We start from the raw sequence: 24,884 nt of genomic DNA, 5'->3' as shown, positions 1-24,884 counted from the left end.
ACTCGGGCCGCCGTGGCGTTCCCGACACCGCACCACCTGGCTCCCCCGCTCCGCTCGGGCCCGCCGTCACCGTGCCGCGCCGGGCGCCGCCGAGATCATCTCATCCGGCACGGCGAGCAGGTCCACGCCTTCGGTGCCGGTCACCCGTGCCCGCACCAGGTCACCCGGACGCAGCGCGGCCAGGTCGACCCCGCCCTCGACCGGGGCGACCAGGGTGGTGGAGCCGTCCACCTCCGGCGCCTGGTGCGCCGCCCGGCCCTCCACCACGCCATCGACGATCGAGTCGACCAGCACCTCGACGGTCGAGCCGAGCCGATCCTCGGCCCGCTGCGAGCAGAGCTCGTCGGCGAGCGCGCTGAGCCGGTCGTAGCGCCGCTTGATCGTCGCGGCGGAGACCTTGCCGGGCAGCCCCGCGGCCTCCGTGCCGTCCTCGTCGCTGTAGTCGAACATGCCGATCGCGTCGAGCCGGGCCTCGGTCAGGAACCGGACCAGCTCGTCGACGTCGGCCCGGGTCTCGCCGGGGAAGCCGACGATGAAGTTGCTCCGGGCACCCGCCTCCGGGGCCAACGTCCGGGCGCTCGCCAGCAGCTCCAGGAACCGGTCGGTGGAACCGAACCGGCGCATCCGGCGCAGCACCGGCTCGCTGGAGTGCTGGAACGACAGGTCGAAGTACGGGGCCACCCCCGGCGTGCCGGCGATCGCCTCGACCAGCCCGGGGCGGGTCTCGGCCGGCTGGAGGTAGCTCACCCGGACCCGGACGATGCCGGACACCGCGGCGAGCTGCGGCAGCAGCTTCTCCAGCGCCCGGGGATCGCCCAGGTCCTTGCCATAGGAGGTGGAGTTCTCGCTGACCAGCACCAGCTCCCGGACGCCGGACTTGGCCAGCCACTCGGCCTCGGCAAGCAGCTCGTCCGGAGTACGCGAGACGAACGCCCCACGAAAGGCCGGAATGGCGCAGAACGCGCAGCGGCGGTCGCAGCCGCTGGCCAGCTTCAGCGAGGCGACCGGGCCGGTGTCCAGCCGGCGGCGCAGCACCTGACGCAGGTGCGCCGGGGTGTGCTCGTCGGTGTCGACGGACGTGCGGGCCAGGGTCCCGTGGCCGGGCAACGACACCGCGGCGTCGCGCCGCTTCACCGGGGTGAGCGGCAGCAGCTCCCGCCGGTCCCGGGGGGTGTGCGCGGTGACCTGCTCCCCGGCGACGACCGCGTTCAGTCGGGCGGCGATGTCCGGGTAGTCGTCGAAGCTCAGCACCGCCTGCGCCTCGGGCAGACTGTCGGCCAGCTCCCGGCCGTACCGCTCGGCCATGCAGCCCGCGGCGACCACCTTGGCGCCGGTCCCGGCGGCGGCGAGCAGGGTCTGGATCGAGTCCTGCTTGGCCTTCTCCACGAAGCCGCAGGTGTTCACGACCACCACGTCGGCACCCTCACCGTCGGTGGTCACCTGCCAGCCGTCGGCGTGCAGCCGGGCGGCCAGCTCCTCCGAGTCGACCTCGTTGCGGGCACAGCCCAGGGTGAGCAGGGCGACGCGACGGCCCTCAGCGGCGGACGACAGCTCCAGCGGCGCCGAACTGGAGTTGGAAGGGGAGGTGGCAGACACCATCCGAGGGTACCGGGCCAGCCGAAGAACCCAACGCACGCGGGCGTGCCCCGACCTGGGAGACCGGTCGCCCGCACCGGTCAGCGCGTCGCGACGGCCACCCGGGTCAGCCGGTCGAGCAGGAAGACCTCGGTGCCAGCCAGGCCGGTGGAGCAGAAGACCGAGAGCTGGTCCGCTGTGGTCCGGCCGGCGACCGCGCCGGCGAGGATGCCGCCCAGGTCACGCAACCGCCCGGCGTACGGCGGCGTGGCGGCGAGCATCGGTGGTTGGTAGTCCGCCGCCTGGGTCGGCGAGTCGGTGACCAGCAGATCGGCCACGTCCAGCAGGTCGCTGCCGAACTCGCTGCGGTCGCGCTGCTTGAAGCCGACCGCGTTGACGTGCGTGCCGGGGCTCAGGTCGGCGGCGCGGAGCACCGGGGTCGGGCTGGTTGTGGCGAGCACGACCATGTCCAGTCCGGTCACCGCCGCGCTGGGCTCGGCGACCGCGCGGGCCGGCACACCCAGCTCGGCGCGGACCCGGGCGGCGAAGGCGTCCCGCCGGGCGGCGGAGCGGCTGTGCACCACCACCTCGCGCAGTGGGCGGACCGCGGCGGCGGCCCAGACCTGGGTCCATGCCTGCCGACCGGAGCCGATCACGCCGAGGGTCGCCGCGTCCGGTCGGGCCAGCGCGTCGACCGCGACGCCACCCAGCCCTCCGGTACGTCGGGAGCCCAGCTCCTCGCCGACCGCGACCGCCCGGATCGCGCCGGTGCGTGCGTCGTGCAGCACCACCAACTGCTCGCCCTGGGGATGGCCGAAGGTGTCGTACGACCGGAAGCCGTACCACTCGCCGACCAGGTGTCCGGCGGTGAGCACCATCCGCCCACCGCCCAGCGGGGCGGCGGCCCGGGGCGGGGCGACCAGCCGCCCCTCGTACGCGGCCAGCAGGGCGGCGCGCATGGCGTCGACCGTGGTGGCGGCGTCCAGCGCGGCGGCGACCTCGGGGTCGGCGTAGAGCAGGGTCATGACGGCCATACTGCAAGTTGAAGTGAGGTACAGGTCAACGTGGCGTGGCGGGGGTCACCGAGTCGTCGACGGACCCGCTCGATCGACCGCACCGCCGCCGACGCGGCCCGGTGCTAGCGTCGATGCCGGTGGCCCGGTTCGCCCGTGGCCACTCCGGACGAGTGGTGGGCGTACCCGGTCAGGCCAAGACGCCCCTGTGACGTGCAGACTCCGCTCGTCCCGGGGCGAGAGCCCGGGCGCTCCCCGTGAGGTGAATGATGGCCTGGCTGGTACTGGTGATCTCGGGACTGCTGGAGACGGCGTGGGCGATCGCCCTGGACCGCAGCGCCGGATTCAGCCGACTGGTCCCGTCGTTGGTGTTCGTGGTGGCCCTGGTGCTGAGCATGGCCGGCCTGGCGTACGCGCTGCGGGAGATTCCGGTCGGCACCGGGTACGCAGTCTGGGTCGGCATCGGCGCGGTCGGCACCGCCTTGGTCGGGATGCTGGTGCTCGGCGAATCGGCGAGCCTGCCCCGCATCCTGTGCCTGCTGCTGGTGGTGGCCGGCGTGATCGGGCTGAAGATCTTCCACTGAGTCCCGCTCGAAGCGGCACCGGTACGCGTGACCAGCGCCCACAGTGGGTAGAGATCGATCCGTCACGACAGGCTCTCAACCGGAGGCAGACATGGCCGACATGCCCAGTACCGCCCGCCCGCGCAGCAACGCCGCCCGGATCCTCACCATCGTGGGCTTCGTCTTCGCGGTCCTCGCCCTGCTACTCAACCCGATCATCTTCGGCGTGCTCGGCGTGATCGCGGGCATCGTCGGCGCCGTGCTCGGCGACAAGCCGCTCGGCTGGTACGCCGCCGCGGCCAGCGTCGTCGCCGCGGTGATCAGCCTGGTGGTCTTCGCCGCGCTGATCAACAACTGACCACTTCTTCAGCCACGGGCCCGCCGGACACCGGCGGGCCCGTCGCGTTCGCCGGTCACTCCCCGTCGCCGCGCAGGCCGGCGAGGACCTCCTCCAGCTCGTCCGGTTTGACCAGCACGTCCCGCGCCTTGGAACCCTCCGAGGGCCCGACCACGCCGCGGGTCTCCATCAGGTCCATCAGCCGGCCCGCCTTGGCGAAGCCGACGCGCAGCTTGCGCTGGAGCATCGAGGTGGAGCCGAACTGCGAGGTGACCACCAGCTCCACCGCCTGCGTCAGCAGGTCGAGGTCGTCGCCGATGTCCTCGTCGATCTTCTTCTTGGTGTCCTGCGCGGGGGCCAGCACGTCCTTGCGGAACTCCGGCTCGCGCTGGTCCTTGCAGAACTTCACCACGTCGGCGATCTCGCGCTCGGTGACCCAGGCGCCCTGGATCCGTACCGGCTTGGATGCGCCCATCGGCAGGAAGAGCCCGTCACCGCGGCCCAGCAGCTTCTCCGCGCCCGGCTGGTCGAGGATGACCCGCGAGTCCGCGAGGGACGAGGTCGCGAACGCGAGCCGGGACGGCACGTTGGCCTTGATCAGACCGGTCACCACGTCGACCGAGGGCCGCTGGGTGGCCAGCACCAGGTGGATGCCGGCCGCTCGGGCCAGCTGGGTGATCCGGACGACGGAGTCCTCCACGTCGCGCGGCGCGACCATCATCAGGTCGGCCAACTCGTCCACGATCACCAACAGGTACGGGTACGGGCGCATCTCCCGTTCGCTGCCCGGCGGGGCCTTGATCTCGCCGTTGCGCACCTTGCGGTTGAAGTCGTCTATGTGCCGGACCCCGTTGGCGGCGAGGTCGTCGTAGCGCATGTCCATCTCGCGGACGACCCAGTCCAGCGAGTCGGCCGCCTTCTTGGCATTGGTCACGATGGGCGTGACCAGGTGCGGGATGCCCTCGTAGCCGGTCATCTCGACCCGCTTCGGGTCGATCAGCAGCAGCCGCACCTCGTCCGGCGTGGCCCGGGTCAGGATCGAGACGAGCAAGGTATTGAGGCAGCTCGATTTGCCGGCACCCGTGGCTCCCGCAATGAGGATGTGCGGCATCTTCGCGAGGTTGGCCACCACGTAGCCGCCCTCGATGTCCTTGCCGAGCGCCACCACCATCGGGTGGTGGTCGCTGGTCGCCGCCCGCGAGCGCAACACGTCGCCGAGCGCCACATTTTCCGGGTCGGCGTTCGGGATCTCCACACCGACCGCGCTCTTGCCCGGGATCGGGCTGAGGATCCGCACGTCCGGCGACTTGACCGCGTACGCGATGTTGCGGGAGAGCTGGGTGATCCGTTCGACCTTGACGCCGTGGCCCAGCTCCACCTCGTACCGGGTGACCGTCGGGCCCCGGGTGAAGCCGGTGACCGCGGCGTCCACGTCGAACTGGTCGAACACCCCGGTCAGCGCGGCGATGACCTCGTCGTTGGCCTTGCTGCGGGTCTTCGCGGCGGCGCCGGCGCTGAGCATGTTGGCCGGTGGCAGGGTGTAGTCGCCGGCCAGGCCGGTCAACGCGAGCTGCTCGGCCCGGGTCGGCGCGGGCGAGTGCTCCGGCGGCTCGGCCGGCTTGCGGCTGGCCGGCACCTTCGCCGGTGCCTTGCGCGGCAGCACCATCGTCTCCTGGAGGTCGGCGCCGTCCAGGTCGTCGAAGTCGTCCGGGTCCACCGGCGGCGGCATCCGCTTCGCCGGTCGCTTGCGCGCCGGTCGAAGGGCCGTCTCGTCCACCTCCTCCTCGGTGGCGTCCGGCGAGGCGACCAGCCCACCGGCGAGCAGGCCCAACCGCTCAGGGATCTTGTTGATCGGCGTCGCGGTGACCACGAGCAGGCCGAAGAGCAGCAGCAGGATCAGCAGCGGCACCGCGACCCACGCGGTGACCGCGCGCTCCAGCAGGCCCCCGACGCCGGCTCCGACCAGGCCGCCGGCAAAGTCACGCTGCACCGGGCCGACCGGGTCCTGGCCGATCTGGAGCAGCGCGGCGGTCGACACGAGCAGTGAGCCCCAGCCGATCAGCCCCCGACCCCGGTGTGCCGGATCGGCCGGCTGGCGCATCAACCGCCAGGCCCCGATCATCAGCAGCACCGGCACGATCACCGAGATCGCGCCCAGGAACAGCCGCACGGTGTCGGCCAGCCGCGCGCCGACCGGGCCCGCCCCGGAGAACCAGAGCGCGACGGCGCTGAGCAGGGCGAGGCCGAACAGCAGCAGCCCGCCGCCGTCGCGGCGGTGCTCCGGGTCGAGGTCGCGGGCGGAGGCGGCCTGCCGGCCGGCGGCCCGCACCGCCCAGCCCATCCCGTGCGCCAGCCCCATCCACAGTGCACCGATCGCGCGGCCCACGTAGACGGCCGGCCCCGGCCGGGATGCCGCGGTGCGGCGCCGAACCGGCGCCCGGGTCTTCTTCGCCGGTTGACGGGCACGGCTGTTGGTGCCACCGCGCGGCGACGCGCCGCGTCGCCGGCTCGCCTGAGAGGTACGGCCCGCCATAGAGTCACGGTAACGGCGGGACCCGGCAGATCGCCGCTTTTCCGGGTCGTGTCCGCGCGTCGCACCACGGACCGCGCCGCCGGCCGTGATATCCGCCTCAGAAGGGATGCCCGATGGCGTCGCCGGGATTCGAGGACGGTCCGGACGATCCGCTGGCCGGGCACCCTGACGCGTTGCGTCCGCTGACCGGCGAACTGGTCGCGGCGGTCCTCGCCGCGCGCGGCAGTCCGGTCGGTCGAGCCGTCAACGGCGACCTGGTAGGCCGCTTCGACGACAACCTGATCTGGTTCCTGCGTCTCGGCGGGGACGGCGAGCTGCTCCAGGTCCGCACCCTGGTCGCGCCGACCTTCCCCATCGAGCAGGTGCCCGCGCTGTACGCCTTCTGCAACTCGTGGAACCACGACCGGCTCTGGCCGAAGGCGTTCGTGCACGTCGACGACGGCGGCCGGGCTCGGGTCTGTGGCGAGGTGATCACCGATCTGGAGCGCGGGGTGACCCCGCACCAGCTCGACCAGTTGCTCGACTGTGGCATCTCGGCCGGCTGCCAGCTCGCCGTGGCGGTCGGCCGGTTGCCCGGCGCGGTGCCGGCATGACCGGCCGGGAGGAGTCCACGAGCAGCCGGACCGACGATCCCGGAGCGCCGGGCACCGGGCCCGCTGACCGGGTCGCCGTCCGTCGCGTTCCGGCGCTGGTGACCGCGCTCGCCGACGCCCGGGACCTGCCCGACGGGTCGGGCCGGCTGGTGGCCCTGGAACGGCTCGCCGAGCGGGCGGACGCGGCCGGGGACGCGCGGACCGCGGTGGAGGCCCGCTTCGCGCTGATCGAGGCGTACCTGCTGCACGGGGACCGGTGGCGGCTGGTCGAGCCGGTACGACGCTGCCGGGCCGCCGCCGACCACCGGCCCGAGCTGCTCACCGACGCCGAAGCCGCTTCGCTGCTGCGCTACCAGCGGTACGCGGTGGAGGCGCTGCTCGGCACCCCCCGGGTCGGGCTGGACCAGACCCGGTCCCTCCTCGACGACCTGGCCCACCGGGTCGGCGCGGACGGGCCCGACGCGCCGACCGTCGCGGAGCTGCGCTGCCGGATCGCCGACCACCTCGGCGACGAGCCCACCGCCCGCCACTGGTACCAGCGGTGGGCGGGGACACGTCCCGGGCCGGCCGGCGGTTGCCCGGGCTGCGCCCCGGCCCGGCGCGCGGAGCTGCTCGCCGGCTGGGGCGAGTGGCGAGCCGCGCTCGCCGAGTTGCGCGAGGGCGCCGGCGAGCCGGAGGACTGCACCGACCAGCCCGAGCGGGCGCTGGTCGCGGGGCTGCTGCCCGGTCTGCGGGCCGGCGAGCCGGAGCGGGCCGCGTCGGCGCACGTGCGGGCGTACCGGCGGCACCGACGCGAACGCGCGGCGTTCCCGTACCTCGCCGCGCACCTGCGGTTCTGCGCGCTGGGCGGGCATCTGGAACGCGGGCTGGACGTCCTGGCCGAGCAGCTGCCCCGGCTGGACCGGCCCACCGACGACCTCGCCGCGATGGAGTTCGCCGCCGCGGGGGCCCTGGTCTGCGGGCTGGCCGTGGAGGCCGGCCTGGGCGGTCGGACGCTGCGCCGCCCCGCGTACGGTGACCGGCCGGCCACCGAGCCGGACGTGGCCACCCTCGGCGCGCTGCTGGTCGGGGTCGCCAGCGAGCTGGCGGGCAGCTTCGACGCCCGCAACGGCACCGGCCACCACTCCGGTCGGATGGCTGCCTGGCTGGCCGAGCGTCCACTCGCGGCACCGGTCCCGCTGCCTGCCGACGAGCCCGTCGAGCAATCCGAGGCCGTGCGTCCCCTCGACGAGCCCGACACCGACCGGGCCGGGGACAGTCGGGCCGATGACGGGCTGGGCGAGCGTGAGCTGGTGGCGCTGACCCTCGACATGATCACCGCGGCGCTGGACCGGCGCGGCGACCGGTACCTGGTGGACGAGGGCGGCACGGTGGTCGGCCGGTGGGGTGCCGCGGTGATCCAGTTCCGTCGGGCGGGCGAGAGGGGCGAGGTGCTGCACACCCGGGCGATGGCCGTCCGCCGATTGCCGGTGGCGCGGCGCGCCGAGGCGTACGCCTTCTGCAACGCGTGGAACCACGACCGGCTGCTGCCCAAGGCGTACGCGCACGACCTCGGCGAGGAGCTGGTGCTGGCCGGCGACGTGGCCACCGACCTGGCGCACGGGGTGGCCCCGGCGCAGCTGCTGGTGCTGGTGGACGCCGCGATCGCCACCGGCGTCGCGTACGCCGAGGCGGTCGCCGCGTTGCCCTGACCCGGAAATGGCGACGCCCGCCGGCACACGGGGTGCGGGCGGGCGTCGCGACGCGCGGGTTCAGACCTCGACGACGGTGGGCACGATCATCGGCCGACGACGGTACGCGTCGTTGACCCACCGCCCCACGGTCCGCCGGACGATCTGCTGGAGCTGGTGCGGGTCGGTGATGCCGTCCGCGGCGGCCCGGTTGAGCGCCTCGGTGACGAGCGGGATCACCGGGTTGAACGCCTCCGGGTCCTCGGAGAAGCCCTTCGCGGACAGGGTCGGGCCGGCGACCACCTTGCCGGTGACCGAGTCGACGACCACCGTGGTGGCGATGAAGCCGCCGTCCCCGAGGATCCGTCGCTCGGTGAGCAGGGACTCGCTGACGTCGCCGACCGCGAGGCCGTCGACGTAGACGTACCGGCTCTTCACGTGCCCGACCAGGCTGGCGCGGCCCTCGACCAGGTCGACCACGTCACCGTCCTCGCAGAGCACCACCCGGTCGGCGGCCACCCCGGACTCGATGCCCAACCGGGCGTGGGCGCGCAGGTGACGCCACTCGCCGTGCACCGGCATCAGGTTGCTGGGGCGGACCACGTTGAGCAGGTAGAGCAGCTCACCGGCCGGGGCGTGCCCGGAGACGTGCACCTTGGCGACGTCCTTGTGCACGACCACCGCGCCGGCCCGGGCCAGCCGGTTGATCACCCGGTAGACCGAGGTCTCGTTGCCTGGCACCAGCGAGGAGGCCAGCACGACGGTGTCACCGGGGGCGATGGTGATGTGCCGGTGATCGCCGCTGGCCATCCGGCCCAGCGCACTCATCGGCTCGCCCTGCGAGCCGGTGGACATCAGCACGATCTGGTCCGGAGGAAGCGTGGTCGCCTCCTCGATCCCGATCACCAGGCCGGCCGGGATGTTGAGCAGGCCGAGGTCCCGGGCGATGCCCATGTTGCGGACCATCGACCGGCCGATCAGCGCCACCTTGCGGCCGTGCTCCGCGGCGGAGTCGAAGACCTGCTGCACCCGGTGCACGTGCGAGGCGAACGAGGCCACGATGATCCGGCCCTTGGCCTTCGCGAAGATCGAGTCGAGCACCGGCCCGATCTCCCGCTCCGGGGTGACGAAGCCGGGGATCTCCGCGTTGGTGGAGTCGGACAGCAGCAGGTCGACGCCTTCGGCGCCGAGCCGGGCGAAGCCGGCCAGGTCGGTGATCCGGCCGTCCAGCGGGAGCTGGTCCATCTTGAAGTCGCCGGTGTGCAGCACCAGACCGGCCGGGGTACGGATGGCCACGGCCAGGGCGTCCGGGATCGAGTGGTTGACCGCTAAGAACTCGCACTCGAACGGGCCGAGCCGTTCCCGGCCGCCCTCCCGCACGGTCAGCGTGTACGGCTGGATCCGCCGCTCGGCCAGCTTCGCCTCGACCAGGGCGAGGGTGAACTGTGAGCCGACCAGCGGGATGTCCGGCTTGTGGGCGAGCAGGTAGGGCACCGCGCCGATGTGGTCCTCATGGCCGTGGGTCAGCACGATCGCCTGGACGTCGGCCAGCCGGTCCAGGATCGGGCCGAAGTCGGGCAGGATCAGGTCCACTCCCGGCTGCTCGACGTCGGGGAAGAGCACCCCGCAGTCGACGATCAGCAACTTGCCGTCGTATTCGAAGACGGTCATGTTCCGACCGATGGCGCCGAGCCCGCCGAGCGGGATGATCCGCAGGCCACCTTCCGGCAGCGGCGGGGGCATTTCCGCCTCGATGTGCGCCTCGGTCACGCGTTCACCTCATTCTGCGACGCCGTCACTCGGCGCCCATCGTGTCGTTCGATCATTCGGGAAGCTCCAGGCCCGCTGCCGCGAAGTCCGCGCGCAGCTGGGCGATCTCGTCGTCGGTGGCGTCCACCAGCGGGGGTCGCACCGGGCCGGCCGGCAGGCCCAGCGACGCCAGGCCCGCCTTCACCAGGATGGTGCCCTGGGTGCGGAAGATGCCGGTGAACAGCGGCAGCAGCCGCCGGTGCAGGGCGAGCGCGGCCGGCATGTCCCCCGCGTCGTACGCCTCGATCATCTGTGCGGTCAGCGCCCCGGTGAAGTGCGTGGACGTGCCGACCACGCCGACACTGCCGACGGCCAGCGCCGGCAGGGTGAGCGCGTCCTCGCCGCTGTAGAAGGCGAGGCCCGTCCGACTGGTCACCCAACTGGTGGCCGTCAGGTCACCCTTGGCGTCCTTCACCGCGACGATCCGGCCGTGCTCGGCGAGCCGGACCAGCGTCTCGGTCTCGATCGGCACGCCGGCGCGGTGCGGGATGTCGTACAGCATCACGGGCAGGCCGGTCGCGTCGGCCACCGCCGTGAAGTGCCGCAGCAGCCCGCTCTGCGGCGGCTTGTTGTAGTACGGCGTGACCACCAGCAGGCCGTGCGCACCCGCCTTCTCGGCGGCCGCGGCCAGCTCGATGGTGTGCCGGGTGTCGTTGGTGCCGACGCCGGCGACCACCTTGGCGCGGTCACCGACGGCCTCCGCCACGGCCCGGATCAGGCGCTCCTTCTCCGCGTCGGTGGTGGTCGGCGACTCACCGGTGGTGCCGTTGACCACCAGCGCGTCGTTGCCCTGCTCGTCGACCAGGTGGCTCGCCAGACGGGCGGCGCCGTCGAGGTCGAGCGAGCCGTCGGGAGTGAACGGGCTCACCATGGCCGTGAGCAGCCGCCCGAAGGGGCGGGACACCGATCGGTTGGCGGCGTCAGGGTGGTCGTGCGTCATACCCTCCAACCTAGCGGACGACCAGCCGGGGCCTGCCGGGGAAGGCCTCAGGACGCCTCGTGCGAGCTGGCCGCCACCTCGGTGCCGTCCGGCAGGGCGGAGATCACGAAGTCGGCGAACACGTTCGGGGCGACCTCCTGCAACTGGCGCAGGCACTCCACGGCCAGTTCACGGATCTCGACGTCAGCCTGCTCAGTGGCCCGCATCGCGATGAAGTGCCGCCACGCCCGGTAGTTGCCGGTGACCACGATCCGGGTCTCGGTGGCGTTGGGCAGCACCGCGCGGGCGGCCTGCCGGGCCTGCTTGCGGCGCAGCGTCGCGTTCGGCTCGTCGGAGAAACGCTGCTCCAGCCCCTCCAGCAGCTCGTTGTACGCGCGCACGCTCGCCTCGGCGGCCTCCACGAAGCGCTTGTGCAGCTCCGGGTCGTCGGCGATCACCGCCGGCTCGACCATGGCCGCGTCCCGCTCCGGGACGTACCGCTGGGAGAGCTGCGAGTACGAGAAGTGCCGGTGCCGGATCAGCTCATGGGTGAAGGAGCGGGACACCCCGGTGAAGTAGAAGGTGACCGAGCCGTGCTCCAGCACCGAGAGGTGCCCGACCTCGAGGATGTGCGCGAGGTAGCCGGCGTTGGTGGCGGTCGCCGGGTTCGGCTTCTTCCACGACTGGTAGCAGGCCCGGCCTGCGAACTCGGCGAGCGCCTGGCCACCCTCCGCGTCCGTCGACCACGGCACGTCGTCCGGGGCCGCGAACTGGGTCCACGCGATCAACTTGACCTGGGGCTGCACCATCTCCGGCATGCCTGGGACTGTAGTGGCGCGGCACCCCCCTGCCCAACTCAGGCGCGCCCCGTGCAATGTCGATCACCCGGACAACCAGGAGCCGGTGATCTCGTCTGAGGCATCGGCCCTCGGCGGTGGGCGAGCGGATGAGCAGCGGTCGCAGTGGTCGCAGTGGTCGCAGGCTTGGTCGGCGTCGAGGCCGCGGCGGACGGTACTGGCCGCATCCTTTGGAGCTGAATCGTCTGCGACATCAGCCGCCTTCCAGCGGGGAGATCGTGCCGGAACCGTCGAAGCGGTCCGACCGGCGCCGTGCGCGGTCCGATTGGGGACCCGTCAGAGCAGTCGCGCCGGAACCGTCGGAGCAGCCAGGCCAGGAGCCGTCGGAGCACCCAGGCCAGGGACCATCGGAACAGCCAGGCCAGGGACCGTCAGAGGTCGGGAGGGTCGCCGGCACGGGTTCCCTGCCGTCGGACGGCCGGACGAAGCGGGTGATGTCGTAGACGATTCAGCTCCAAAGGGCCCGTACAGCGCAGGCCCGCCGGCCCGCGGCGGCCCGACCCGCGGCGGCCCGACCCGCGGCGGCCCGACCCGCGGCGGTATCCGGCCCACGGCGGTATCCGGCCCACCGCGGTATCCGGCCCACCGCGGTATCCGGCCCACGGCGGTATCCGGCCCGCCGACCGCGCTGCGCCCGCCGACCGACGCCCGCCGCGTTCGGGCGGGACGCTCAGACGTAGAGCGAGGTGAACGGCGCCCAGGGCAGGTTGCGCAGCACCGAGAAGGCGAGCCACGCCGCCAGGAAGCCGCCGATGACCTTGGAGCTGATCCTCAGCTCGGGCAGCCGCCAGCCGAACGCCTGGTTGCCCGCCCAGGCCACGAAGAGGTACGCCAGGAACGGCAACGCGAAGACGAACAGGAAGTGGTGCCGGGCGGCGGCCGGCAGATCGCCGTGCAGCACGTACCAGAGTGCGCGGGTGCCGCCGCAGCCCGGGCAGTCCAGCCCCGTCGTCAGCTTGAGCAGGCAGGTCGGCGCGGCGTCCGGGTCGGCGTGGGTCGGGTTGCTGAGCAGCGCGTAGCTCATGCCGGCGGCGACGCAGCCGACCGCGGCCAGCGGCACCGCCCAGCGCGGCGAGCGCTCGTAGAGCCGCAGCACGAAACGGGTGAGCCGGTCCGGCTCGGGGGCCGGGTAGCCGCCCGGCGGGCTCGTCGGCCAGCCGGCCGGGCCGGCGCCGGCGGCACCGGCCGGAGCACCAGCCGCCGGGTCGGCGGTGACCGTCGGGGTCGACGCGACCGGCTGGGCATCCGGCCACGGGTCGACCGCACCGGGCGTGGGCTGCGGCTGGTCGACCGGTCCGGGAGCGCTCGTCACGCGCTCACGGTACACCGGACACGCCGGCCAACGCGGCGGTGAGCGGACCGGCCAGGTCGCCGGCCGCGGGCGGCGCCACCGCGTCCAGCCCGAGCCAGCCGGCCAGCCGGTACAGCTCGGCGGCGAGCGCCACCGCGGTCTCCCCCGGGTCGGCGCCGGGCTCGATCCAGGCGGCCGGCACCAGCAGCGCCCCGGCCCTGCGGTCGGCCTTCAGGTCGACCCGCGCGGTGAACCGGTCACCCTGAAGGAAGGGCAGCACGTAGTAGCCGTACACCCGCTGCGGCGCCGGCACGTAGATCTCGATCCGGTAGGTGAAGTCGAAGAGCCGTTCGGTGCGCCCACGCTCCCAGACCAGCGGGTCGAACGGGCTGACCAGCGTGTTGCCCCGCACCCAGCGCGGCAGCCGGGCGCTCGCGTGCAGCCAGGCCGGCTGCCGCCAGCCCGGCACGGTGACCGGCAGCAGCTCACCCGCCTCGGCCAGCTCCGCGACGGCCTGGCGGGCGCCGGCCAGCGGCAGCCGGAAGTAGTCACGCAGCTCCGGCTCCGCGGCCACCCCGAGCGACCGCGCGGCGAGGGCCACCAGGGTGCGGTACGCCTCGGCGTCGGTCGGGGTCGGCGCGGCCAGCACAGCGGCGGGCAGCACCCGCTCGGGCAGGTCGTAGCGGCGGGCGAAGGAGGTGCTCCGCTCCGCGGCTGCCACCTCGCCGGCCCAGAACAGGTATTCAAGTGCGCGCTTCACGGCCGACCAGTTCCACCCCCAGTTGCCGGTCTCCCGGGGCGCGTCGTGCTCGATCTCGGCGGCGGTCAGCGGACCACGGGCGGCCACCTCGTCGCGCACCCAGGCGACCAGCTCCGGCTGCTCCTGGGCGATCCGTCGCATGCCACCCCAGGACTCGCTGTGCGCCCGGGCCATCCGCCAGCGCAGCATCGGGTGCAGCCCGACCGGGACCAGCGACGCCTCGTGGCCCCAGTACTCGAACAGCTCCCGAGGGCGGCGGTAGGCGGCCTGGTCGAGCAGCGTGGTCGGATAGGGCCCGAGCCGGCTGTAGAGCGGCAGGTAGTGCGCGCGTTGCAGCACGTTGACCGAATCCATCTGGATCAACCCGACCCGGTCGAGCACCCGGCGCAGATGCCGACGGGTGGGCATCCCGGTCGGCGCCGGGTCGGCGAAGCCCTGGGCGGCGAGCGCCACCCGCCGGGCCTGGGCGAGCGAGAGTGATTCCGGTGCGGCCATCGTCGGCGACCTTAAATCATCGGTACGACGCCGGTGCGGGAAGCTGGACTCCGACGGTCACCGGGGCATAGAACGGTGCAATGCTGACCATCCGCCGGGAGGAGCCGGACGACGCCGAGGCGGTCGCCCGGGTGCACGTGCACGGCTGGCAGGCGGGCTACGCCGGCTTCATGCCGGACGAGGTGCTCGGACGACTCAACGTGCTGGCCTGGGCGCAACGCCGCCGCGACATCGGCACCGCCGACCCTGAGCACCCGTTCACCACCCTGCTCGGCGAGGTGGACGGGCTGGTGGTCGGCTTCACGACCTTCGGGCCGTACCGCCGCAACCAGGACCGCGACGACCTGGACCTGACGGTCGGCGAGGTGCTGGGGCTCTACGTGGAGCCGGAGTGCTGGGGCGACGGCACCGCCGCCGCGTTGCTGGCCGCCGCCCGGGCCGGGCTTCTCGAGCGGGGATGGACCGACTACCGGCTGTGGGTGCTGGCGGAGAACCGGCGGGCCCGCCGGTTCTGTGAGCGGTTCGGGTTGAAACCGGACGGTGAACGGTCGACCTACCAGGTGCCGCTAGCCGGTGGGAGCCCGCCCGTCGGCCTGGTCGAGCTGCGGTACGCCGGGCTCCTCGACGACTGACCCGCCCGGCGCGAGCCACCGGCGGATCGGCAGGAAAGCCAGCAGCGCCAGGCTGATCCAGACGTAGGCGTTGCTCCCCAGGAAGCCGTCGACGCCGGTGAAGTCCTTCTCCCAGAACCAGACGGTCCGGCTGATCAGCAGCGCGTACCCGACGGTCGCCGCGGCCAGCAGGGCCCGCCGCCGGTTACCGGCCGGCGCGGCCATCGCGTTGTCGACCAGCAGGATCAGCGCGGGCAGCAGCCAGACCAGGTGGTGCACCCAGGTGACCGGGCTGACCAGACACATCACCGCTCCGGTCAGCGCCAGGCCGGTCGCCTCGTCGCCCGTCGCGACGGCTGCCCGGGACCGCCAGGCCCAGAGCGTCAGGGTGCCGAGCACCAGCAGCAGCCAGAGCAGGGTGCTCGGATGCTCCGGGTCGAGCCGGGCCGCCACCCCGCGCAGCGACTGGTTGGAGACGAACGCCAGCTCGCCCACCCGACCGGTGTTCCACAGCGCCTCGGTCCAGAACTCCCGGGAGGCGTCCGGGAAGAGCGCGCCGGCCAGCAGGGACACCGCGGCGGCGGTGCCGCTGGCGGTGAGCGCCGCCCGCCATCGCCCCGTGACCAGCAGGTAGACGATGAAGATGCCCGGGGTCAGCTTGATCGCGGTCGCCAACCCGATGCCCACCCCGGCCCACCGGTTACCGGAGGGCAGCAGCCGCAGTAGGTCCACCGCGACCAGGAAGAGCAGCAGCGTGTTGACCTGGCCGAAGTTGACCGTCTCCCGCATCGGCTCGAACGCGGCGGCCAGGCAGAGCGCCACGGCGAGGGCGAACCACCGGGTCCAGCCGGCCGGGCGGGCGATCGGGTCGACCAGCCACCAGATCAGCACCGTGGTGGTGACCACGCTGGCCAGCACGCTCACCACGATCGCGGCCGACCACGGCAGGTACACCATCGGCAGCATGACCAGCGCGGCGAAGGGCGGATAGGTGAAGCCGTACTGGGTGCCGGGCTTGAGGTAGTCGTAGATCTCGCCGCCGTCGTGCACCCACCACGTCAACGCGCCGTAGTAGACCTTCAGGTCGAAGAACCCGTGCCGGACGGCCGCGACGGCGAGGAACGCGGTGACCGCCGCGGCGAGCACCACCACCCCGACGACCTGCGCGGCCGTCCTGTTGGCACCCTGCGCCACCGTCGCCTCCCTGGCCCTGCGTAGGCTTCCGTCCCATGGCTCTCGGGTACGTCCGCCCGGCGCGTCCCGAGGACGCCGGCGAGATCGCACGCATCCAGCTCGCGACCTGGAGGGTCGCGTACCGCCGGATCCTGCCTCGGCACGTGCTCGACAACCTGGACGAGGCGTTCCTCGCCCGGCGGTGGAGCGCCGCGGTGCAGGAGCCGCCCTCGGGCGCGCACCGGGTGCTGGTCGCCGTCGAACAGGCCGAGCAATCGTATCTGGTGGGGTTCGCCGCCTCCGGCCCGGCCGACGCCGAGGCGCTGGCCCCGGGCGAGCCGGCCGAGGCGCTCGGCCCGGACGTGGCCGCGGTGACCGACCTGCTGGTCGAGCCGCGCTGGGGTCGGCGTGGGCACGGCAGCCGCCTGCTCGCCGCCACCGTCGACCTCTGGCGGGAGGATGGGCTCAGCCGGGCGGTGGCCTGGGCGTTCGAGGGTGACGAGGCGACCCGCAAGTTCCTCACCAGCACCGGCTGGGAGCCCGACGGCGCGGCCCGCGCGCTGGACGTCGACGACATGCTGGTGCCCCAGGTGCGCCTGCACGTGGGCGTCCCGGCCGAGAAGGTGCCGGCCGACGACCAGCCCGGCGACTGACGCGCGATCCGGCCGGAGTTCCGGGCCGGGTCGCCCGGCGCGTCCGGGCCGTCGCGGATGCCGATGTCAGACGGATCGCCTACCGTCGGCCCATGAGCGCAGCGACCGCGCCGGTGACGGCGCCGACCGCGGACGGCCGGTTGGAGGAGTTCCGGGTCGAGCTGACCGGCTACTGCTACCGGATGCTCGGCTCGCTGTACGACGCCGAGGACGCGGTGCAGGAGACGCTGCTGCGGGCCTGGCGCGGCCGAGACGGCTTCGAAGGCCGGTCCAGCCCGCGCACCTGGCTCTACCGGATCGCCACCAACGTCTGCCTGGACCTGCTGCGCGGTCGCCGACGGCGGGCCCTGCCCATGGACCTCGGCGATCCCTCGTCGCCGGTGGCGACGGCGGTGGGCGATCCCGAGACCGGTTGGGTGGAGCCCGCTCCGGACGCGGCGGTGCTGCCGACGGCGGCCGATCCGGCCGAGCTGACGGTGGTTCGGGAGTCGGTCCGGTTGGCGTTCGTCGCCGCGCTCCAGCACCTGCCGGCCCGGCAGCGCGCGGTGCTGATCCTGCGGGACGTGCTGCGTTGGCGGTCCGAGGAGGTCGCCGGCCTGCTCGACACCACCGTGCCCGCGGTCAACAGCGCGCTGCAACGAGCCCGGGCCACGCTGGCCGACCGGGTCGGTGACGCTCCGGGCCGGCCGCTGGATCGGGAGTACCGCGACCTGCTCGACCGCTACGTGCAGGTCTTCGAGCGCTACGACATCGACGCCCTGGTCGGCCTGCTGCGCGCCGACGCCGTCCAGAGCATGCCGCCGTACCCGATGTGGCTACGCGGCGCCGGCGACATCGGCCGCTGGCTGGCCGGGCCGGGGGCCGGCTGCCGCGGTTCCCGGCTCATCCAGGTGGCGGCCAACGGCGGCCCGGCCCTGGCCCAGTACCGGCCCGACCCGGCGGGCGGGCACCGACCGTTCTCGATCCAGCTGCCGGAGGTCGTCGACGGCCGGATCGCCCGTCTCACCCACTACCTCGACCCGGGGCTCTTCGCGCGCTTCGGCCTGCCCGCCCGCCTCGATCCCTGACCATGGGCCGGTCGGGCGATGACTTCCGGCCGGCGACATCGTCCACCCCTCGTACGCAGACAACGAGGAGATCACCGTGTTCACAGACACCAAGGCGTTCAGCGGGTTCTCGGTGGACGACACCAGGCGCGCCGAACGGTTCTACGGCGAGACGCTCGGCCTGCGGGTCACCCGGGACGACGCGATGGGCGGGTTGCTGACCCTGCACATCGCCGGGGATCGGCCCGTCCTGGTCTATCCGAAGGATGACCACACCCCGGCGACCTACACGGTGCTCAACTTCCCGGTCGACGACATCGACCGGGCGGTCGACGAGCTGATCGCGCGGGGGGTCGACTTCGCCCGCTACGACGGCATGCCGCAGGACGAGAAGGGGGTCATGCGCGGGCAGGGGCCGGCGATCGCCTGGTTCACCGACCCGGCCGGCAACATCATGTCCGTCCTCCAGCAGAGCTGACCGGTGGGGCGGCTCCGCCCGTCGGAGCCGCCCTCCCGATCGGTCAACCCTTGTCCGAGCCGTCGTTGGCATCCCGGACGAGGTACCGCTGGAACACCACGCAGATGATCGCGACGGGGATGGTGGCCAGCAACGCCGCGCCCAGCTTGAGCGGATACTTGGGTGCCCTCTGCCGAGCGAGCCGCTAACGAGGTCGGCCAGTCCACGCGGCAGGGTGAACAGGTCCGGGTCCTGCACCGACACGAGGCTGTGCGGAAACTCGTTCCAGGAGCCGTGGAACGACAGGATGGTCAGGGTGATCAGCGCCGGTTTCGCGGACGGCAACGGGCTGGTCGAGTACGTCGACACCACCGGGCACGGGCTGTCCAACCAGGGCTGGAAGGACTCCGGCGACGCCGTCCGGTTCCACGACGGCTCGCTGGCCACCGCGCCGATCGTGCTGGCCGAGGCACAGGGGTGCGCGCACGAGGCAGCGGAGCCCCCTGCCCACCCTCGTTGATCATGAAGTTGTTGCCACCCGCCGCGGCGTGTCGTGGCAATGACTTCATGATCAACGAGGGTGGGGCGGTGGGGTTAGGGGGTGGGGATTCGTTCGGTGATGAGTTCGTCGTCGTCCATGGCGCCTGTCGGGCGGAAGCCCAGGGCTTCGTAGAGGGCTGCGGCATGGGTGTTGTCGGGGTGGTACGAGAGGCGGACCGGCGGGTTGCCGTCCCTGGCCGCCAGCCAGGCGGCCAGGGTCCGCACCGTTGCTCGACCTACGCCCCGGTTCTGCTCGGCGGCGTCGATCAGCATCCCGCCGATCCAGTGCGAGCCGTCGTCGTCCACGCCCCACATGACGTGGCCGACGACGGTCTCGTCGGCGTACACCGCGAGCGAGGTCCAGACCTCGGAGTGGATGCTGAGCAGCAAATAGCGGGCGCCCAGCGCGGCGACGAAACGGCGCTGGTCGTCACGCGGGGCGACGTCGGCCACCGCGCGCCAGTTGTCGTCGTCCACCGGGCGCAGGCTGACCCGACGTCCGGCCCGGTCCAGCTGTCCACCATCGATCATGGCGGCAGTTTAGGACCGGCCCGACCCACCCGCGACCAGGTTTCCGCCCACCGGCTACACCCCCGGTGCGGTCAGTCGAGCAGGGCGTCCAGGCCGACGGTGAGACCGGGGCGGGTGCGCACCGCGCGTACGGCCAGCAGCACACCCGGCATGAACGACGCCCGGTCGTACGAGTCGTGCCGGATGGTCAGCGTCTCTCCGGTGGTGCCGAAGAGCACCTCCTGGTGGGCGACGAGCCCGGTGGCGCGTACTGCGTGTACGCGTACCCCGTCGATGTCGGCGCCCCGCGCGCCCGGCACCTCGTCCTTGGTGGCGTCCGGGACCGGGCCGAGGCCGGCCTCGGCGCGGGCCCGGGCGATCTGCCGGGCGGTGTGCGTGGCCGTGCCGCTCGGGGCGTCCAGCTTGCGCGGGTGGTGCTGCTCGATGATCTCGACGGACTCGAAGTGCCGGGCGGCCCGCGCGGCGAACTGCATCATCAGCACCGCGCCGATGCCGAAGTTCGGCGCGATCACCACGCCCACCCCCGGCTTGCGGGCCAGCCAGCCGCGCACCCGCTCCAGCCGCTGCTCGGTGAAGCCCGTGGTGCCGACAACCGCGTTGATGCCCTGGTCGATGCACCAGTGCAGGTTGTCCATGACGACGTCCGGTGTGGTGAAGTCGACGACCACCTCGGCACCGGCGTCGGAGGCGGCGAAGAGGCCGTCACCCTGGTCGACCATCGCCACGAGCTCAAGGTCGCCGGCGGCGTCGACCGCCTTGCACACCTCGATGCCCATCCGGCCCCGGGCACCCAGGACACCGACCCGCACCGGCTCGGCAGAGGTTCTCTCCTGCTCGTCAGTCACGGGGCACAACCTATCCCAATCGGGACGCGGGCCCCCGGCCGGACCGGGTCCGCACCACTGCCCGGGACGCCGCCCGGCCTGCGAAGGGCCCACCTGCCCAGCCGAGGGCGGCAGCCCTCAGTCGACGAAGTCGGTGGCGCCGAACGGGCCGACCACGGCCAGCGACATCGGCCGGCCGAGCAGCTCCGCGGCCAGGGCGTTCACGTCCGCCACGGTGACCTCGTCGACCCGACGGAGCAGCTCGTCCACCGGCATCAGGTCGCCGTAGAGCAGCTCCCCCTTGGCCAGCCGGCTCATCCGGGAACCGGTGTCCTCCAGGCCGAGCACGAACGAGCCCTTGCTCATCCCCTTGCCGCGGGCCACCTCGGCCTCGGTCAGCCCGTCGGCGGCCACCCGGGCCAGCTCGGCGCGGGTCAGGGCCAGCACCTCGTCCACCTTGCCCGGCGCGCAGCCGGCGTAGACGGCGAACAGGCCGCTGTCGGCGTACTGGCTGGCGTAGGAGTAGACCGAGTACGCCAGACCGCGCTGCTCGCGGATCTCCTGGAACAGCCGGCTGGACATGCCGCCGCCGAGCACGTTGTTGAGCACCCCGAGGGCGAAGCGCCGCTCGTCGATGCGGTCGATGCCGGGGCAGCCGAGGATCACGTGCGCCTGCTCGGTCTCCTTCGGCTCCACCACGGTGGTGGCGCGCCGGGTGCGTACCGCCGGGGTGGCCTCGCGGTGCGGCGCCGGGGTCGCCGGGTCGCTGTCCAGCGGGGTGCCGCGCACCGCCTGGCGGACCAGCTTGACCACCGCGGCGTGGTCGAGGTTGCCGGCGGCGGCGATGACGATCTGCGGCGCGGTGTAACGGCGCCGGTAGAAGCTCTGAATCTGCCGCCGGGTCATCGGCGTGACGGTCTCCTCGGTGCCGGAGATCAGTCGGCCCAGCGGGTGGTCACCGTAGACGGCGCGGGCGAAGAGGTCGTGCACCTCGTCGCCGGGCTCGTCGTCGTGCATGGCGATCTCTTCGAGGATCACGCCGCGCTCGGTCTCCACGTCGGCCGGCTCGAGCAGCGAGTCGGCGACCAGGTCGCACATCACGTCGATCGCCAGCGGCAGGTCCTCGTCCAGCACGCGGGCGTAGTAGCAGGTGTATTCCTTCGTGGTGAAGGCGTTGGTCTCGCCACCCACCGCCTCGATCTGCGAGGAGATCTCCAGGGCGGTGCGCTTGTGAGTGCCCTTGAAGAGCAGGTGCTCCAGGAAGTGCGCGGCACCGGCCTGTGGGCCGGTCTCGTCCCGCGAGCCCACCGCCACCCAGATGCCGAAGGAGACGCTGCGCATCGCCGGGATCGCCTCGGTGAGCACGCGCAGGCCGCTGGGCAGCACGGTACGACGTACCGTGCCGCCCAACGGGTCGTCGCTGAGCGTCCGGGTCACCGCCCGGGCGGTGCCGCCGGAGCGGCCCGCCCCGGTGTCCCGGGACGCGGCCACCCCCCGTCGATCCGGCGGAAACGGCGCACTGAAGGCCCGACTCACGTACTGCTCCCAGATCGACGAGGGGTGGGTGATGCGGTTTGCGGTGATCAGCTGTGCCGGGTCCGGCGACGCGGACGCTCGCCGCCCTCGCCACCCTCGCCGCCGCCGCCACCCTCGCCACGGTCTCCGCGCTCAGGGCCACGGCCACCCCGGTCGCCGCCACGCTCGCGGTCGCCCCGGTCACGCGGACCCCGGTCGCCCCGGTCGCGGCTGGCCGGACGGTCGCCACCGGCGGCCTCGCCGGCGGCCGGCGCCTCGGCGCCCTCCGGGCGGACCTTGTCCAGGTAGATCTTGCCGCGGGCGTCGATGTCCGCGATCTCGACCTCGACCCGGTCGCCGACGTTGAGGAAGTCCTCAACCCGCTCGACCCGCTTGCCGTCGCCCACCTTGGAGATGTGCAGCAGGCCGTCGCGGCCCGGCAGCAGCGAGACGAACGCGCCGAACGCGGCGGTCTTGACCACCGTGCCGAGGAACCGCTCCCCCGCCTTGGGCAGGGTCGGGTTGGCGATCCCGTTGATCCGGTCCACCGCCGCCTGGGCCGACGGGCCGTTGGTCGCACCGACGTAGATCGTGCCGTCGTCCTCGATGGAGATCTCGGCGCCGGTCTCGTCCTGGATCGCGTTGATGGTCTGCCCCTTCGGACCGATCACCATGCCGATCTTGTCGACCGGGATCTTGACGGTGGTGACCCGCGGGGCGTAGTCCGACATCTCGGCCGGAGCCTCGATCGCCGCCCGCATCACCCCGAGGATGACCTGCCGGGCCTCGTTCGCCTGCTGCAGCGCGGCGGCCAGCACGTCCGACGGGATGCCGTCGAGCTTGGTGTCGAGCTGGAGCGCCGTCACGAAGTCCGGCGTGCCGGCAACCTTGAAGTCCATGTCGCCGAAGGCGTCCTCGGCACCGAGGATGTCGGTCAGCGTCACGTACTGGGTCTTGCCGTCCACCTCGTCGGAGATGAGGCCCATCGCGATGCCCGCCACCGGCGCCTTCAGCGGCACACCGGCGCTGAGCAGGCCCAGCGTCGAGGCGCAGACCGAACCCATCGAGGTGGAGCCGTTGGAGCCGAGCGCCTCGGAGACCTGCCGGATGGCGTACGGGAACTCCTCGCGCGACGGCAGCACCGGGATCAGCGCCCGCTCGGCGAGCGCGCCGTGGCCGATCTCGCGCCGCTTCGGCGAGCCGACCCGGCCGGTCTCACCGGTCGAGTACGGCGGGAAGTTGTAGTTGTGCATGTAGCGCTTGCGGTTCTCCGGGGACAGGGTGTCCACCATCTGCTCCATACGGAGCATGTTGAGCGTGGTGACGCCCAGGATCTGGGTCTCGCCCCGCTCGAACAGCGCCGAACCGTGCACCCGGGGCAGCACGCCGACCTCGGCGGTCAGCGGGCGGATGTCCCGCGGGCCGCGGCCGTCCATGCGGACCTGCTCACGCAGTACGCGGTTGCGCACCTCGGACTTGGTCAGCGAGCGGAAGGCGGCGCTGAGCTCCTTCTCCCGACCCTCGAACCGACCACCCAACTCCTCGGCGACCCGGGCCTTGACCCGGTCCAGGGCCTCCTCGCGGTCGGCCTTGCCGGCGATGGTGATCGCCTCGGCCACCTCGGTGCGGGCCACCCCGGCGACCGCGTCGTACACGTCGTCCTGGTAGTCCAGGAAGACGGGGAACTCGGTGACCGGCTTGGCGGCGACCTCGGCCAGCTCGCTCTGCGCGCGGCACAGCTCACGGATCGCCGGCTTCGCGGCCTCCAGGCCGCTGGCCACGATCTCCTCGGTCGGTGCGGTCGCACCGGCCGAGATCAGGGCGACGGCGTTCGGCGTGGCCTCGGCCTCGACCATCATGATGGCGACGTCGCCGTCCGGCAGGGTGCGGCCGGCCACGACCATGTCGAAGGTGGCGCGGCCCAGCTCCTCCAGGGTCGGGAAGGCGACCCACTGGCCGTCGATGTGCGCGACCCGGGTCGCCCCGATCGGGCCGGAGAACGGCAGGCCGGAGAGCTTGGTCGACATCGAGGCGGCGTTGATGGCCACCACGTCGTACGGGTGCTGCGGGTCGAGCGCGAGGACGGTCTCGACGACCTGGACCTCGTTGCGCAGGCCCTTGACGAACGACGGGCGCAGCGGCCGGTCGATCAGCCGGCAGGTGAGGATGGCGTCCTCGCTGGGCCGGCCCTCACGGCGGAAGAACGAGCCGGGGATCCGGCCCACGGCGTACATCCGCTCCTCGACGTCGACGGTCAGCGGGAAGAAGTCGAACTGCTCCTTCGGGTGCTTGCCGGCGGTGGTGGCGGAGAGAACGACCGTCTCACCCAGCTGGGCGACGACGGAACCGGCGGCCTGGCGAGCCAGCCGACCGGTGGAGAAGGTGATCTCACGGGTGCCGAAGGACCCGTTGTCGATCACGGCGGTGCGGGATTCGGTGCCGAGGTTGGTCTCGGTCATGTGCTGTAGTGCTCCTTCGCGTCGTGGGCCCCACGACACGGGGAACTGCTCAGCCGGCCGGTCTTCGATCGAAGCGCCCGGGTGGCCGGCATGATGCCGGGATTCCCGGGGGCCACTACCGGAGACCGGTACGCTGACCGGCTCCCTGTCGGGTGGTCGCGCGGCCCGTGTTCTTCAGGTGGGACGCCGATCGGGGGAGCGGCCGGTCGGCCACTCCCCCGTCACGTCACCGGCGCAGGCCGAGCCGCTCGATGAGCGACCGGTAGCGGGCAATGTCCTTCTTCTGGACGTAGTTGAGCAGCCGACGGCGCCGGCCGACCAGCAGCAGCAGCCCACGGCGGCTGTGGTGGTCGTGCTTGTGCACCTTCAGGTGCTCGGTCAGCTCAGCGATCCGCTTGGTGAGGACCGCGACCTGAACCTCCGGCGAACCGGTGTCGCCCTCGGCGGTCGCGTACTCCGCGCGGATCGTGGCCTTGGCTTCCTGGTCGAGCGCCATGTTCTCCCTGTTTCAGTGGGTTGATCAAGTAGGTGTCCGTCGTCCCGATGGACCGGGGACGGACCGGCACCTCGCACCCGCGGCGTCGAGCAGGCACGCGAGGCCCCACGCCGGTCACCCGACGTTTCCGCCAGACTACCAGCACTCAGCGGTAGCACCCGGTC

Annotated in this window: 23 protein-coding genes and 1 riboswitch; of the genes, 9 read left to right on the top strand and 14 right to left on the bottom strand. The window is 72.8% G+C overall.

The genetic code is table 11. From position 1 onward, the window contains the following. Positions 1-66 precede the first annotated feature (66 nt). Positions 67-1,599 carry a 30S ribosomal protein S12 methylthiotransferase RimO gene (gene rimO / locus KBX63_RS02035; protein WP_210907243.1) on the bottom strand — a complete coding sequence of 511 codons (1,533 nt, stop codon included), beginning with the start codon at positions 1,597-1,599 and terminating at the stop codon, positions 67-69. A 77-nt stretch (positions 1,600-1,676) separates the two neighbouring features. Continuing rightward, positions 1,677-2,600: an ornithine cyclodeaminase family protein gene (locus KBX63_RS02030; RefSeq protein ID WP_210907646.1), complete on the bottom strand. Its 924-nt coding sequence runs from the start codon at positions 2,598-2,600 to the stop codon at positions 1,677-1,679. A 125-nt stretch (positions 2,601-2,725) separates the two neighbouring features. Continuing rightward, positions 2,726-2,798, top strand: a riboswitch (guanidine-III (ykkC-III) riboswitch). Between the two features lie 59 nt (positions 2,799-2,857). Here KBX63_RS02030 and sugE point away from each other — a divergent pair. Both sugE and KBX63_RS02020 read left to right on the top strand, forming a co-directional pair. Then, positions 2,858-3,172 carry a quaternary ammonium compound efflux SMR transporter SugE gene (gene sugE / locus KBX63_RS02025; RefSeq protein ID WP_210907238.1) on the top strand — a complete coding sequence of 105 codons (315 nt, stop codon included), beginning with the start codon at positions 2,858-2,860 and terminating at the stop codon, positions 3,170-3,172. A gap of 91 nt (positions 3,173-3,263) precedes the next feature. Next, positions 3,264-3,509 carry a hypothetical protein gene (locus KBX63_RS02020; RefSeq protein WP_210907236.1) on the top strand — a complete coding sequence of 82 codons (246 nt, stop codon included), beginning with the start codon at positions 3,264-3,266 and terminating at the stop codon, positions 3,507-3,509. A gap of 55 nt (positions 3,510-3,564) precedes the next feature. Here the strand turns inward: KBX63_RS02020 and KBX63_RS02015 are convergent, their stop codons facing one another. Next, the gene (locus KBX63_RS02015; RefSeq protein WP_210907234.1) at positions 3,565-6,021 is read right to left on the bottom strand and encodes a DNA translocase FtsK; all 2,457 of its coding nucleotides are present in this window, start codon (positions 6,019-6,021) and stop codon (positions 3,565-3,567) included. A 113-nt stretch (positions 6,022-6,134) separates the two neighbouring features. Here KBX63_RS02015 and KBX63_RS02010 point away from each other — a divergent pair, with 113 nt between their 5' ends. After that, positions 6,135-6,614, top strand: coding sequence for a YbjN domain-containing protein (locus KBX63_RS02010; RefSeq protein WP_210907226.1), 480 nt, complete (start codon positions 6,135-6,137; stop codon positions 6,612-6,614). Further along, on the top strand, positions 6,611-8,305 hold the full coding sequence (locus KBX63_RS02005; protein ID WP_210907224.1) for a YbjN domain-containing protein: 1,695 nt from the start codon (positions 6,611-6,613) through the stop codon (positions 8,303-8,305). Before KBX63_RS02010 ends, KBX63_RS02005 begins: the two co-directional genes overlap by 4 nt. A gap of 60 nt (positions 8,306-8,365) precedes the next feature. Here the strand turns inward: KBX63_RS02005 and KBX63_RS02000 are convergent, their stop codons facing one another. The 5 genes from KBX63_RS02000 to KBX63_RS01980 all read right to left on the bottom strand — a co-directional run bounded on the left by KBX63_RS02000 (position 8,366) and on the right by KBX63_RS01980 (position 14,415). Further along, positions 8,366-10,054, bottom strand: coding sequence for a ribonuclease J (locus tag KBX63_RS02000; protein WP_307871579.1), 1,689 nt, complete (start codon positions 10,052-10,054; stop codon positions 8,366-8,368). Positions 10,055-10,106: 52 nt separating this feature from the next. Next, on the bottom strand, positions 10,107-11,033 hold the full coding sequence (dapA, locus tag KBX63_RS01995) for a 4-hydroxy-tetrahydrodipicolinate synthase (protein WP_210907223.1): 927 nt from the start codon (positions 11,031-11,033) through the stop codon (positions 10,107-10,109). A gap of 47 nt (positions 11,034-11,080) precedes the next feature. Next, the gene (thyX, locus tag KBX63_RS01990; protein WP_210907642.1) at positions 11,081-11,821 is read right to left on the bottom strand and encodes an FAD-dependent thymidylate synthase; all 741 of its coding nucleotides are present in this window, start codon (positions 11,819-11,821) and stop codon (positions 11,081-11,083) included. Between the two features lie 718 nt (positions 11,822-12,539). Further along, the gene (locus tag KBX63_RS01985; protein WP_307871578.1) at positions 12,540-13,181 is read right to left on the bottom strand and encodes a DUF2752 domain-containing protein; all 642 of its coding nucleotides are present in this window, start codon (positions 13,179-13,181) and stop codon (positions 12,540-12,542) included. 4 nt (positions 13,182-13,185) lie between these two features. Then, positions 13,186-14,415 carry a winged helix-turn-helix domain-containing protein gene (locus KBX63_RS01980; protein ID WP_210907221.1) on the bottom strand — a complete coding sequence of 410 codons (1,230 nt, stop codon included), beginning with the start codon at positions 14,413-14,415 and terminating at the stop codon, positions 13,186-13,188. Between the two features lie 80 nt (positions 14,416-14,495). Between KBX63_RS01980 and KBX63_RS01975 the strand changes: the two genes are divergently transcribed. Next, positions 14,496-15,047 (top strand): GNAT family N-acetyltransferase, encoded by a 552-nt coding sequence (locus KBX63_RS01975; protein ID WP_210907219.1) that lies wholly within the window; start codon positions 14,496-14,498, stop codon positions 15,045-15,047. On the opposite strand, the gene KBX63_RS01970 is transcribed toward KBX63_RS01975, so the two are convergent. Then, entirely contained in the window at positions 14,982-16,220 is a 1,239-nt protein-coding gene (locus KBX63_RS01970; protein ID WP_210907217.1) for a glycosyltransferase 87 family protein, read from the bottom strand. The genes KBX63_RS01975 and KBX63_RS01970 overlap by 66 nt on opposite strands. 35 nt (positions 16,221-16,255) lie before the next feature. On the opposite strand from KBX63_RS01970, the gene KBX63_RS01965 reads away from it, so the two are divergent. The 4 genes from KBX63_RS01965 (at position 16,256) to KBX63_RS01950 (ending at position 18,875) form a co-directional block, all read left to right on the top strand. Then, on the top strand, positions 16,256-16,852 hold the full coding sequence (locus tag KBX63_RS01965; protein ID WP_074317935.1) for a GNAT family N-acetyltransferase: 597 nt from the start codon (positions 16,256-16,258) through the stop codon (positions 16,850-16,852). A 113-nt stretch (positions 16,853-16,965) separates the two neighbouring features. Continuing rightward, entirely contained in the window at positions 16,966-17,919 is a 954-nt protein-coding gene (locus tag KBX63_RS01960) for a sigma-70 family RNA polymerase sigma factor (RefSeq protein WP_374102176.1), read from the top strand. A gap of 76 nt (positions 17,920-17,995) precedes the next feature. Beyond that, positions 17,996-18,376, top strand: coding sequence for a VOC family protein (locus KBX63_RS01955; protein ID WP_210907214.1), 381 nt, complete (start codon positions 17,996-17,998; stop codon positions 18,374-18,376). Between the two features lie 295 nt (positions 18,377-18,671). Further along, complete coding sequence (locus KBX63_RS01950) at positions 18,672-18,875, top strand: hypothetical protein (RefSeq protein WP_210907212.1); 204 nt, start codon at positions 18,672-18,674, stop codon at positions 18,873-18,875. Between the two features lie 74 nt (positions 18,876-18,949). Here the strand turns inward: KBX63_RS01950 and KBX63_RS01945 are convergent, their stop codons facing one another. The 5 genes from KBX63_RS01945 to rpsO all read right to left on the bottom strand — a co-directional run bounded on the left by KBX63_RS01945 (position 18,950) and on the right by rpsO (position 24,720). Then, positions 18,950-19,426 (bottom strand): GNAT family N-acetyltransferase, encoded by a 477-nt coding sequence (locus KBX63_RS01945; protein ID WP_210907210.1) that lies wholly within the window; start codon positions 19,424-19,426, stop codon positions 18,950-18,952. A 71-nt stretch (positions 19,427-19,497) separates the two neighbouring features. Further along, positions 19,498-20,271 carry a 4-hydroxy-tetrahydrodipicolinate reductase gene (gene dapB / locus KBX63_RS01940; protein WP_210907208.1) on the bottom strand — a complete coding sequence of 258 codons (774 nt, stop codon included), beginning with the start codon at positions 20,269-20,271 and terminating at the stop codon, positions 19,498-19,500. Between the two features lie 117 nt (positions 20,272-20,388). Next, the gene (locus KBX63_RS01935) at positions 20,389-21,786 is read right to left on the bottom strand and encodes a pitrilysin family protein (protein ID WP_210907206.1); all 1,398 of its coding nucleotides are present in this window, start codon (positions 21,784-21,786) and stop codon (positions 20,389-20,391) included. 47 nt (positions 21,787-21,833) lie between these two features. After that, a complete protein-coding gene (locus KBX63_RS01930; RefSeq protein ID WP_210907204.1) occupies positions 21,834-24,224 on the bottom strand; it encodes a polyribonucleotide nucleotidyltransferase in 2,391 nt (796 codons plus the stop codon). Between the two features lie 226 nt (positions 24,225-24,450). Continuing rightward, complete coding sequence (gene rpsO, locus KBX63_RS01925) at positions 24,451-24,720, bottom strand: 30S ribosomal protein S15 (protein WP_074317913.1); 270 nt, start codon at positions 24,718-24,720, stop codon at positions 24,451-24,453. Positions 24,721-24,884: the final 164 nt, after the last annotated feature.

The organism is Micromonospora sp. U21, from assembly GCF_018070045.1.
Taxonomy (GTDB): Bacteria; Actinomycetota; Actinomycetes; order Mycobacteriales; family Micromonosporaceae; genus Micromonospora.
Note: the sequence above shows the minus strand (reverse complement) of the source record. Positions and strands in the feature narration are given on the sequence as shown.